The 11,498-nt window shown below is 61.0% G+C and carries 13 protein-coding genes; 11 read left to right on the top strand and 2 right to left on the bottom strand.

Annotated features, from left to right (window positions below):
* Nucleotides 1-160: 160 nt before the first annotated feature.
* Nucleotides 161-469: a helix-turn-helix transcriptional regulator gene (locus P775_RS09290; RefSeq protein WP_099910732.1), complete on the bottom strand. Its 309-nt coding sequence runs from the start codon at nucleotides 467-469 to the stop codon at nucleotides 161-163.
* 340 nt (nucleotides 470-809) lie between these two features.
* Between P775_RS09290 and P775_RS09300 the strand changes: the two genes are divergently transcribed.
* From P775_RS09300 to P775_RS09325, 6 genes are all read left to right on the top strand, one after another.
* Nucleotides 810-1,199, top strand: coding sequence for a hypothetical protein (locus P775_RS09300; protein WP_099910734.1), 390 nt, complete (start codon nucleotides 810-812; stop codon nucleotides 1,197-1,199).
* The gene (locus P775_RS09305) at nucleotides 1,196-1,543 is read left to right on the top strand and encodes a hypothetical protein (RefSeq protein ID WP_099910735.1); all 348 of its coding nucleotides are present in this window, start codon (nucleotides 1,196-1,198) and stop codon (nucleotides 1,541-1,543) included. The genes P775_RS09300 and P775_RS09305 overlap by 4 nt, the downstream gene beginning before the upstream one ends.
* A gap of 91 nt (nucleotides 1,544-1,634) precedes the next feature.
* Complete coding sequence (locus P775_RS09310; RefSeq protein ID WP_143520851.1) at nucleotides 1,635-1,880, top strand: hypothetical protein; 246 nt, start codon at nucleotides 1,635-1,637, stop codon at nucleotides 1,878-1,880.
* Between the two features lie 84 nt (nucleotides 1,881-1,964).
* Nucleotides 1,965-2,618 (top strand): hypothetical protein, encoded by a 654-nt coding sequence (locus P775_RS09315; RefSeq protein WP_245875619.1) that lies wholly within the window; start codon nucleotides 1,965-1,967, stop codon nucleotides 2,616-2,618.
* A 192-nt stretch (nucleotides 2,619-2,810) separates the two neighbouring features.
* Nucleotides 2,811-3,389, top strand: a complete 579-nt coding sequence (locus P775_RS09320; protein WP_143520852.1) for a hypothetical protein — start codon at nucleotides 2,811-2,813, stop codon at nucleotides 3,387-3,389.
* Nucleotides 3,386-4,051 carry a hypothetical protein gene (locus P775_RS09325; RefSeq protein ID WP_099910739.1) on the top strand — a complete coding sequence of 222 codons (666 nt, stop codon included), beginning with the start codon at nucleotides 3,386-3,388 and terminating at the stop codon, nucleotides 4,049-4,051. The genes P775_RS09320 and P775_RS09325 overlap by 4 nt, the downstream gene beginning before the upstream one ends.
* A gap of 234 nt (nucleotides 4,052-4,285) precedes the next feature.
* Here P775_RS09325 and P775_RS09330 read toward each other — a convergent pair whose 3' ends face one another.
* Nucleotides 4,286-6,571, bottom strand: coding sequence for a leucine-rich repeat domain-containing protein (locus P775_RS09330; RefSeq protein WP_099910740.1), 2,286 nt, complete (start codon nucleotides 6,569-6,571; stop codon nucleotides 4,286-4,288).
* 361 nt (nucleotides 6,572-6,932) lie between these two features.
* Here P775_RS09330 and P775_RS09335 point away from each other — a divergent pair, with 361 nt between their 5' ends.
* The 5 genes from P775_RS09335 to P775_RS09355 all read left to right on the top strand — a co-directional run.
* Entirely contained in the window at nucleotides 6,933-7,298 is a 366-nt protein-coding gene (locus P775_RS09335) for an endonuclease (protein WP_099910741.1), read from the top strand.
* Nucleotides 7,299-7,390: 92 nt separating this feature from the next.
* Entirely contained in the window at nucleotides 7,391-7,876 is a 486-nt protein-coding gene (locus tag P775_RS09340; protein WP_099910742.1) for a hypothetical protein, read from the top strand.
* Nucleotides 7,873-9,588: a terminase large subunit gene (locus P775_RS09345; protein ID WP_099910743.1), complete on the top strand. Its 1,716-nt coding sequence runs from the start codon at nucleotides 7,873-7,875 to the stop codon at nucleotides 9,586-9,588. The genes P775_RS09340 and P775_RS09345 overlap by 4 nt, the downstream gene beginning before the upstream one ends.
* Nucleotides 9,585-10,823 carry a phage portal protein gene (locus tag P775_RS09350; protein ID WP_099910744.1) on the top strand — a complete coding sequence of 413 codons (1,239 nt, stop codon included), beginning with the start codon at nucleotides 9,585-9,587 and terminating at the stop codon, nucleotides 10,821-10,823. Before P775_RS09345 ends, P775_RS09350 begins: the two co-directional genes overlap by 4 nt.
* Before the next feature lie 5 nt (nucleotides 10,824-10,828).
* A partial coding sequence (locus tag P775_RS09355; protein ID WP_099910745.1) for a head maturation protease, ClpP-related occupies nucleotides 10,829-11,498 on the top strand: 670 nt, incomplete at its 3' end.

Consider the following 11,498-nt stretch of genomic DNA (forward strand, 5'->3'; position numbering starts at 1 on the left):
CTTAAGACCGAATAATTCGGACTTTTGCACTCAGGCGGTTTAACGCGCCTTGGTGTTTATGTAGAATGAAACGGGAACATTGGAGAATCGGTGATGCTTCGCCTGGTGGTGCGAGTAATGAAGATAGTGAAGGTCGATCTGAACTGGCTGTTCGATCCTACTACGCGTTTTGCGAGGCGAGGGCTTGGGTCAGGCTTTCCACAACGTCATTCGGAAGCTGCGCAAAATCGCCGTAAAGCAGGTAATTGAAGTCTATTCGGTGCGCTCGGTAAAAATATCGGCCTGTTTTTATTGATGGAGCACCCCTTGCCTCTTGAGAGTGGTAAGTCTGCTTAGCTACCCCTGTAGCGTCGGCGACCTCTTTTTGCTCCAGGTTAACGGCGCGACGAGCTGCAATAAGGCGGACCCTTAAGGCCTCATTTGATGTGTCGCCGTGGCGAAATAGCTTCTCAAGTTCATCGTGTGTCATGGGGTGACAATTATTTGTGGTCCGAAATTTTGGAACTGAAATCGTTCGGACTGTTGACGGTCTGAATAATTCGGACCATGTTGCGCCACATGTACAAAACACCGCGCCAGTATATCGATGCTTTGGGTGGCTACCGGGAGGTGGCTGCGCGCTTCGGCATAGCGTCTACGACCATGCACTCGCATCTGACGAGCGGGCACCTACCGCCAAAGCTCTACAAGGCTTGTTGCGAGCTTTCTGCCGAAAAGGGTCTGCCTCCGCCGCACTCTAGTTTGTTCAGTTTTTCCGACCTCACTCCCTCCACTTTGGTTTCCGTCGACATCCGGCAGGATGATGCCGCGTGAGCCTGATCGATCCATCTTCACTCCGTCTCTGCTTTCAGATGCTGTTCCAGTCGGGATCAGTTTACCGCGACGGGCGTGCAAAATCTTTCGAAGCGAACCGTGTCGAGTCGCGCGATTACGCCCGGGCGAGGTTCGCGGTGATGATGGTCGCGGCCTTTCCGGGGAACACGCCGGGCGAGATTGCCGAGGCGGCTGCGAAGTCCTGTGGTGTGAGCAAGCGGCAGGCGGAAAACTGGCTGAAATGCGACTCGAGCCCGGCGTTCGAGCATGTGCTGGTGGTCGGTACGATCCTCGGGATCTGGAAAACAATGGAAATCATGACACTGGATGGCCGGTCGCGCGAGGACGTGGCCGCCATGATTGGCCAGAGGAAAGGGCGGTCGTGAGCTTTGAATCAGAAATGATGGCGTTTGTGACGTCGGACGCACGAGATGCGGCCTGTGACATGGTCGCGGGCTGGGTGCAGGTCTGGGGGGCCAATTCGCTGGCGCATTTTGCCATTGGCACGGTGCTGGCGGTGCTGCGGTTCCACCTGCAGGTGTCGGGCAGGGTGGTCTGGGGCATCGTCAGCCTGTTGATTGCCAAGGAAATATTTTTCGACATTCCGCTGGCCGGGTTCGCCGTTTGGGTGATGCTGGACAGCCTTTGGGATGTCGCCTGTTACGCGATCGGCGTTCTTCTCGTGTGGTGGACGATCATGCGCGGCCCGGTGACGGAGGGGCGGTCATGATCGGCTCGGACTGGATTATCATTCTGCTGTGCCTGGCGGCGTTGGTTGCGGTTATTTGGCTGGCTTTGACGCTTGTCGATGATGCGCTGCGGTGGTGGTTATGAGGCGCGCGCCGCTGACCCCGTGCGCCGAGGCGCTGGCCTATCGGATCTGGGGGTACGCGAAGCCGCGCGCCTGGGACGTGAGCATCGGCGACCTGGCGCTGGCGCTGGACGTGGATCGGCGCCGGATCGGTATCGTTTGCGCGCGCAAGGGCTGGACCACACGCCTCCGCGCCTCGCCCCCCACGCCCGGGGCGGGCGCGTCCTTTGAGGATCTTCATGACCTTTTGGTGTGATCCGTGCCCCGTTCGCGCGCGGCCCAAGGTTTCGGGGGCAGGGCGGTCGGACTTTTGCCCACTGAATGAATTGGAATGCAAGCTATGAACATACGGGCCGTTCCCTCAATCGTCGACGTCGCGGATTTGCCGGAATACCCGATCTCGCATTCTGTCCGGCTCGACAGTCACGAATTCCTGACCTGGGAATTCCGGCGCTTTCTGCAGAGCGAGTTCCGCTGGAATACGGATCATCAGATCAAGGGGATCTGGTTTGACCTGGTGCAGCAGGCGCATGAACAGACGCCGGTCGGCACGCTGCCGGTGGATCATACCCGTCTGGCGCGCATGGTGCAGCCGCCGGTCGATCCTCTGCATTTCTCGGCCCTTGCGGATCTCAAGTTCGGCGTCCTCTACGGCTGGAAGCGGTGTGTCTGTGACAATGGGGATGTCCGCCTGATGCACGATACGGTGACGCGTGTGGTGATCAACGCGCTGAGCCGCAAGGAATTGAACTCGGCCCGCACCGACGGCGCCTCGACCCAGCGGCGGCTGGTGCGCCTGGCGGAAACGCTGGCCGGGCTGGCGCCCGCGATTGCGATGGACCCCGCGCAGGTGCGCTGGGTCGATGCGCACATCCGCGAGGCGATGGAGGCCGAGGGCAACAAGAAAAGAACGCAGGACCAGCTGCACGGCGCGATTCAGGCCTGCCTTGAAAAGGTCTGTGCCGGGTTCTTTCGCAAACCACCCACTTCCTGAAGACATGTCCGTATGTGTCTGCGGACAGATACGGACATGTCCGGACAGATAGACAGACATGTGACCGACATTTGAAATCTATCTGTCTGCAACCACAGGAAAAGACAGGAAACGAAAAGACAGGTTGCGGCGCGCAGACACAAGCGTCGCGACAGACCGAAATCAGGCATGCTGAGAAAAGGGAAGGTGACCATGACCGAACAAGCCGTACGGAAAGAGACGAACCGGGACCGGGTCAGGCGTCTCCTGATCTCGCCACTGGACGATCTGGGATACCAGCGCCCGAGTGGGATCAAGGCGGACCTGTGGGTGGCGGAGCTGGTGAAGCTCTGCGATGATCTGGCCTATCTCAGCGATCATGATCTGGCCACGCTGTTCCAAATGCTGCGGGCCAAGGGGCAGGGCAAACTGCGCAAGGAATGGCTGCGGCGCGGCCCGATTCTGAGCTTCGCCCATGTCGTATGCGAACGCCCGATCGAGGAACTGCCGAACCTGGTCAGCTGGTTCCGGTCTGTCGAGGGCCCGCGCGCCCGGTTGCAGGGTGTGCTGGTGAATGAATTTGAATTCTTCGCGCGTCACCACCGCCCGCCGCTGAATGATGGCGAGCACCGCCGCATTCGTGATGCGGCAGCGGCTGACCGCCGGCTGGCCCAGCTGCTGGCCGAACGCGGCAGTCTCGACCCGCAGGACATGGCGCGGCTTGCGCTGGTGGCGCAGATCACGGCGCGTGTCGAGGCTGTCATGGATTGCAAAGCGGAGGATGCGGCATGATGCACGCGCGTATTCCTGCATCGGTGCGGCCGGGGCGCGGCAATCAGCGCACGCGGGCATCGATTGAGCAATTGCTGTGCTGGGCCTTTCAGCGCGAGTTTGCCTCGCTCGACTTTGATGAACTGGCATCGACGTCCGGCACTGCGCCGCCGGGCGTGGGGATGGAGTACATCATGATCGAGCGCGCCCGCCTTGGCTGTCGTGTCGATGGCGGGGGGCGGTCTGAACCGCATCCGGACGCCGATGCCGTTGCCTCTGCGCTGGCAGCCTTACCGCAGGGGCATGGGGGGCGGCGCGTGGCGCTCTGGATTGCCGAGCTTGCCCGTTCCGGGCTGACGCCTGACTGGCACCAGGATGAGCGGCCGCGCTGCGTGCCAGTTGCCTGGCGGTCGTGCAAACACGGTGACTTTGCAAAGACAGACGTGGCCGGATCCGTCGAAGTGATGGGGCGCAAGGGCCTGCGGCGCGTGGATCTGACCGTTTGCCCCGTGACTTACGTGAATACCGGGCGCGAGATCGCGGCGGCGCGCCGGGACTACCTTGCCTGGTGGGGCGCGCTGCTGGAATTGCGGGACACGTTCCGTGTCTATGGCGGCCTCACTGCGTTCGAAGTCACCGAGCAGATGCCACCGGCAGCGCCATGGCGTATGTCAGACGCCTAGCAAAGCTGATCGTCGTGTCACGTCGTTGAACTAGATCGCATCTGGAAACGGAAAAACGGCTGTTAGAGTCTGGCCCGGCAGACGGCATAAAAGCGCAGAAAGCAGAATTCGTAGAGCGTAGCACATTTCGTGAACGCGATCCATGCAAAGTGCGGGGAAAGCCGGTTCAGAGTAACTAGACTAGACGGTCAGAAATGCTGCGATTCTGAAGGTGCAGGAGGGGGGCTATCAGACTTACTGATCTTCGTCCGCACCTATCAAGTAATCAAGGACAGGCCCGAGCCAACCAAGTCGCGCGGGGAACCGGTTTGCTAGCCGTCGCAGCGAAGCCTGTTTGCGCTTCAAGACCACCAAAGGCCAGCCGTAAGTCCAAAACCTGAGTTTGGCAAATTCACCATCTGCGATCTGGTTCATGTCCTCGACATCCTTTCGGGCAATCCGCCCGGTCTTGACCTCTTCAACAGCGGCCTCGGATAACTCGCGCACGAGTTCGCGCGTCGATGCCGTAAGCCCTTTTGCCGCTGTGGTATCCGCATCATCGCCTAAGGCGACGGCGATTTCGGCGGCGAATTCCTCGGTTACCTTGTTCTCGACCATGCCGGTCTCGGTCAGCGCCGCATTGAGGTCGACAAAAGCCGCACGCTCCGCCTTGACCGCATCGGCGGTCGCATCATTCGCCTCGGCCTCTTCGAGGTATGTCACCCAATCGGGAAAGCGATTGAGGAAGATGGAAATCTGCGCCGCAAATCCCTGAAGATCAGTCTCGGCCCCGTCGGGCAAAGAGTCGAGAAACTTTAGGTCGCCAGACAAATTGACAATCCGGGTGCCCATAACCCCGATCAAGATCATCCGCTGCGGGTCGAAGGCCTCGCCCATCGCAGCGTCGAAGGCGGACATCACAGCGAGCAGCGGCGCGTAGTTATGGACGTTGAAGCTGGCCCCGAAACTGTCGCGATAGGCCTTGAGTGCCGCCCAACCCATTTCGGCGCGTGTCATCGCATCGTTTTCCGGCAATTCGCCGGACCCGGTGCGCCGCATGCGACCGTCTTCTATCTTCACCATGAGCGGTGCAGGTGATGCCGCCGGTATCTGCAGTCCCGGCGGCACCCAGTCCTTCAGGTATTCGAAAAGAGCACTGGCGCGGCTACTGTCGCCCTCAATCTCTGAAATCTCTCGGATCCTTGGGTCTGCAGCGCAAGCAGCGCAGCCCCTAAATTGCAGCCCCCCATCGATAGTGGCCGGATCGTCGATTAGACGATCCAGTCCCAAAAGAGGCCGAAGGTCAATAACGGCTGATCTGTTAAGGTGCAGATCATTCAATTGACTCAAGCTGCGCAATGGGGACAGGTCTGTGATCCTCGTACGGTCTATTTCAAGCCAATGCATTTCTTTAAGGTTTGTCATCGGCGTCAGATCTGTCACGCCTGTTCCGTTCAAGTTCAGGGCCGTCAGACGCTTCATGCCCGAGATCGGCGTCAGATCTGTCACGCCTGTTCCGCTCAGCCACAGCCATATCAGACCGGTCAGGCGCGAGATCGGCGTCAGATCAGTCACGCCTGTATCGTTAAGTCCCAGTCGCATCAGCCTCGTCATTCCCGAGATCGGCGTCAGATCCGTCACGCCCGTCTGGTTCAGACCAAGCATATTCAGACCCGTCAGGCGCGAGATCGGCGTCAGGTCCCTTACGCTCGTAGCGTCCAGATCAAGCGTCGTCAGGCCGGTCAGGCTGGAGAGCGGCGTCAGGTCCATCACGCTCGTACCGTTAAGCCCCAGTTCCCTCAAACCCGTCAGGCTGGAGAACAGCATCAAATCCTTCACGCTTGTACCGTCCAGTCGCAGTCGCGTCAGACCCGTCATGCTGGAGAGCAACGTCAGATCCGTCACGTCTGTCCGGCTCAGATCAAGCTTCGTCAGACCCTTCAGGCGCGAGAGCGGCGTCAGGTCCGTGACGCTCGTACCTTCCAGACCAAGCGTCGTCAGACCCATTAGGCCGGAGAGCGGCGTCAGGTCCGTGACGCTCGTACCTTCCAGACCAAGCGTCGTCAGACCCATCAGGCCGGAGAGCGGCGTCAGGTCCGTGACGCTCGTATCTTCCAGATCAAGCGTCGTCAGACCCATCAGGCCGGAGAGCGGCGTCAGGTCCGTGACGCTCGTATCTTCCAGATCAAGCGTCGTCAGACCCCTAAGGCGCGAGAGCGGCGTCAGATCCGTCACTCTCGTACCTGCAAGTTGCAGTTCCGTCAGACCCGTCAGGCGCGAGAGCGGCGTCAATTCCGTCACGCCCGCATGGCTCAGTCGCAGTCGCGTCAGACCCGTCAGGCCGGAGAGCGGCATTAGGTCAGCGATTTGGGTATTGTCCAGATTAATAGAGCGCAGCGCGGTGAGCCCCGCGATGCTCTCAGGCAGAGTGGTCAGCGCTTGGGTAGCCTCATCATCAAAAGATAGGCTCTCTGCCTGCTCCTTTCGCGCCGCTTCGATCTGCCGTTCAGCCTCGGCGTAGGCCTTTTCCGCCTCGGTCACCTTTTACCCCCGTCGTTCACCTGCCCCAACGATGGGGTAAATCCCAGCACCGCGCAATGCTGCAGTAAGAGATCTAAGCTCGCGATTTAATGAGCGTAATCGCAAATTCGAGTCAAGGGCCCCGAGCCCGCTTTGGGCCGGGAAGGGCCTTTGAGGCTACCATATCGAACTTCGGCCTTATGCGGCGTCCGTGAACCTTCATGCGCTCTGTGTCGAAGGTCCGGTGCCGTCCAGAAAGTCGCTTGACGAATATCTCAATCTGTTGACATATGGTGCTCGACCGAATTGCGCCCGGAGTGGATCAGACCACTGCCAGGCGTTTCGCGTTTAAATCCCATCATCACTGTTGAGCGAGGCCCTAATGGCGCGTCTCAGAACCATGCCAAGCCGCCTCTCGGCGCCAAAGCCGCGCCTCGGCACCGTGGTCGGTGACACGAAAGCGCAAGAGCGTGAGCGCGCGCACCTCAAACCATGGCGCGCCTGGTACAACCTCAAACGCTGGCAAAAGCTGCGCCGCCTGGTGTTTGCCCGCGCGGGCTATGTTTGCCAGCAAACCGGCGTTGCGCTGGTCGGCAAGGAACCCGCGCCCAATTCGCCGGTCTGCGATCACATCCGCGAACACAAGGGCGATCCGGCGCTGTTCTGGGATGCGGATAACCTGCAGGCGGTCAGCAAGGCCTGGCACGACAGCGCAAAACAGAAACAAGAGCGTGCGCGACACGCCTGATCCTGTCCGCTCCCCACGGGGGGGTGGGTCAAAAGTCAGAAAAGCCCACGCCTGCTGACCTGTGATGCTCTAAGTCGGAGATTTTTTTTCCCATGACAGATGAAATTTCGCGCCAGCCGGTAGAAATGGACCTTTTCGGCAATCCGCTTGAGCCTCTGCGGGATCGTCGCGGTCGCCCAAGCTTCAAGAAAAACAAGGAAAATCAGGACTTTGTGGCTGTTCGCGCGGCTGCAAACTGGTCTCAGGAGCGGATCGCCGAGGCTTTGGGGTGCGATCCCAAGACGTTGCGCGCTAATTTTTCCCGTGAGCTGTCTGGCGGTGCGCTGATTGTCGAGGGTCTGTGCCTGGACGTGCTGATGCGCCGGACGCGTGAGGGCCATGTGCCGAGCCTGCGCGCGCTGCAGGATCGCATGGATCGCACAGCGCCGCCTGCGCCGAAAGCCAAGGGCAAGGCGCAAGAGGATCAGGCGGGCAAGGATGTGCCTGCGCCGATTGGCAAGAAAGAGCAGCGGCTTGAGGGTGCGCAAAAGCCGGACGCCGAATATGGTGATCTCTATGATCGGATCCGCCCGCAATGAATTTCGCCTGTCCCGATTGGTGGGCAAAGCTGCAGCGCGGCGAGACACCAATCCCGGCGCTCGATCTTGATGACAACCTCGCCGAGGTCGCGGTCGCGCTGTTCGACAAGCTGGTGATCCCCGACATTCCCGGCCAGCCCACTATGGGCGAGGAGGCGGGCGAGTGGATCCGGGATATCGTGCGCGCCGCCTTCGGATCGGTGAACAAGCAAACCGGCGCGCGCGAGGTCGGCGAGATCTTCACGCTGGTGCCGAAAAAGAACGCCAAGACCACCAACGCCGCGGCACTTGGCCTGGTCGCGATGCAGATGAACACGACGCCCAATATCGAGGGGGTGATCATCGGGCCGACGCAGAAGGTTGCGGAGACGTGTTTCGCGCAGGCGGCGGCGATGATCGAGGCCGATGAATGGCTCAGAAAACGCTTTAAGGTGATCGAGCATCGAAAGCAGATCAAGGATCTCTTTCCCGATCCCAAGACCGGGCGGCCGCTCAATGCGGTTCTCGAGGTCAAGAGTTTTGATCCGGCCGTTGTGACCGGGGGCATTCCGGCCTTTGCGATCATGGATGAGCTGCACGTCATGGCGGCGCGGCACTTTGCATCGCGGGTGATCGGGCAGATCCGGGGCGGGATGATCACAAACCCGCTTTCGCTGCTGCTGTTTATCACGACGCAGAGCGAGGAGATCCCGCAAGGGGTGTTCAAATCCGAGCTCGAATATGCGCGCCGGGTGCGTGATGGGCTGGTGACGGAGCATGTGCGCACGCTGCCGGTTTTGTATGAGTTTCCCGAGGCGCTGCAGACCGACAAGGGTGAGCCCTGGAAAAATCCTAAAATCTGGGGCGCGGTCCTGCCCAATCTCGGGCGTTCGATCACAATCGAGCGGCTGATCCCCGATTATCACAAGGCGCTCGAGGACAGTCCCGAGGAACTCGCCCGGTGGGCGTCGCAGCATTTGAATATCCAGCTCGGCATGGGGTCGCACCTCTCAAAATGGATCGGCGGGACTTATTGGGATGCGGCGGCCGAGCCCGAGCTGGATCTCGCCGCATTGCTGGCAAGCTCTGAGGTCTGCACGGTCGGGATCGACGGCGGCGGGATGGATGACCTTCTCGGCCTCGCGGTGCTCGGGCGGCACAAGGTCACAAAAAAATGGCGGGTCTGGTGTTCGGCCTGGGCCCATTCCGTGGTGCTCGAGCGGCGCAAAAGCATTGCCGCCCGCCTGCAGGATCTCGCCAAAGAGGACGCGCTCACGATCTGCACGGCGCCGACGCAGGATATCGAGGAGCTGGTCGCCATCGTGCTGCAGGTGTTCGAGGCGGGGCTGCTGCCCGAACGGGGCGGCATCGGCCTTGATCCCGAGGGGGTTGCGGCGATTGTCGACGCGCTGCAGGTGGCGGGCATTCCGCACGACACGCTCGCGAGTGTCACGCAGGGCTACAAGCTCAACGGCGCGATCAAAGGCACAGAGCGCAAGCTTTTTGATGGATCGCTGCGCCACGCCGGTCAGCCTCTCATGGGCTGGTGCGTCGGCAATGCCAAGACGGAAGCAAGGGGTAACGCTGTGATCGTCACGAAAGCAATTTCAGGCGCTGGCAAGATTGATCCGCTGATGGCGGTTTTTGATGCTGTGTATCTGATGAGCCTCAATCCCGAGGCGACAAAGAAGGATCTCTCCGGGTTCCTCGACAATCCGGTGATGGTGGCATGATCGGGCGGGCACTGAAAGGCGCCTGGCACGGCGCGCGGCTCGGGCTGCAGATGGCGCTGTCTGAGGGGGAAAGCGGATGGGTCAACCTTGGCGGGGGCGATCCGCTGAGCAGCCTCGGGCGCGTGAGCAAGGCCGGTAAATCTGTCTCGAGCACATCGGCGCTGTCGCTTTCGGCCGCATGGTCCTGTGTGAAGGGAAATGCGCAGCTTGTCGGATCTCTGCCGCTCGGGATCTATGAAAAGCAGAGCGACGGCACGCGGGTTCGGATCGAGCCAGATCTAGCCGAGATCCTGACAGTTGCGCCGGGGCAGGATCAGACCGCCATGGAATATTGGGAGGGCAATGGCGCGGCCCTTCTGCTCGAGGGCAACGGCTATTCGGAAAAGCTCTATATCGGCAATCGCCTGGTCGGCCTGCGCCCGCTGTTCAATGTCACGCCCAAGCGGCGCGATGACGGTCGGTTCAACTACCGGGTGTATGATAACGGCCGCAGCTATGTCCTGCCGCCCGAAAAGGTGTTTCACATCCGGGGCTTTGGCGCGGGGGACGGGCTCGGCCTGTCGGCGATCAAGTACGGGGTGCAGAGCCTCGGATCTGCCATTGCAGCGGATGAGACGGCGGCGCGGGTGTTTGCCAACGGGTTGATGGCGTCGGGGGTTCTGGAATCCGAGAACACCCTCACGCCTGAACAGCGCGAACAATTGCAAAAACACCTGCAAACCTACGTCTCGAGCGACAGGGCTGGAAAGATCATGACGCTCGAGGCGGGGCTGAAGTACCGCCAGCTGCAGATCAATCCCGAGGATGCGCAGCTTTTGGAGACCCGCCGGTTTCAGGTTGAGGATGTGTGCCGCTGGTTCGGCACGCCGCCTGTCGTGATCGGGCATGCAGGGCAGGGACAGACAATGTGGGGCTCGGGTGTCGAGGCGATCATGCTCGCCTGGCTCACGCTTGGCATCAACCCGCTGTTGCGGCGCATGGAACAGCGGATCGCGCGCGATCTGATCCCGCTCGCCAAGCGCGGCAAGTGGTACGCCGAATGGAATCGCGAGGCGATGCTGCAGATGGACAGCAAGGCCAAGGGCGATTTCCTGTCCAAGATGACAACAAACGGGATCATGAGCCGCGACGAAAGCCGCGACAAGCTCAACCTGCCGCGCCGCGGCGGGGCGGCGGACGCATTGACCGCGCAGACCGCGCTGGCGGGCCTCGATCAACTGACAAGAGCGGAGTGATCCCAATGGATAAGAAGACCCTGCCACGGGTGCGCGTTTCCGCGCGCCCTGGTGTCACGAGTGATATTTCCCACAAGGCACTGCAGCGGTGGAGCCCGGACGTTCGCGCGGCGGGCGAGGACGATGCCGCCTCGATCTCGATCCTCGACCCGATTGGGGCCGATATCTGGGGCGATGGGGTGAGCGTCAAGCGGATCTCGGCGGCGCTGCGCAACATTGGATCGCGCCCGGTCACGGTCAACGTGAATTCGCCCGGTGGCGATTATTTCGAGGGGCTCGCGATTTATAACCTCCTGCGCGAGCATCCCGAGCGCGTCACGGTCAACATTCTCGGGATTGCCGCCTCGGCGGCATCGGTGATCGCGATGGCCGGAGATGAGGTGCGGATCGCGCGCGCCGGGTTCCTGATGATCCATAACACATGGGTTATGTCGGCCGGTGATCGCCACGCCCTGCGCGAGGTCGCCGAATGGCTTGAGCCTTTCGACGCGACGGCCGTCGATATCTATGCCGCGCGCACCGGGATCGATCCGGGGGATCTCGCAAACATGCTCGACCGCGAAACATGGATCGGCGGGCAGAATGCTGTCGATCAGAGGTTCTGCGATGCGCTTCTGCCTGCCGATGCGCTGGAGACCGGCGGCAATGATGCGCCTGCGCAGGCGCTGCGGGCCG

The organism is Puniceibacterium antarcticum (assembly GCF_002760615.1).
Lineage (GTDB): Bacteria > Pseudomonadota > Alphaproteobacteria > Rhodobacterales > Rhodobacteraceae > Puniceibacterium > Puniceibacterium antarcticum.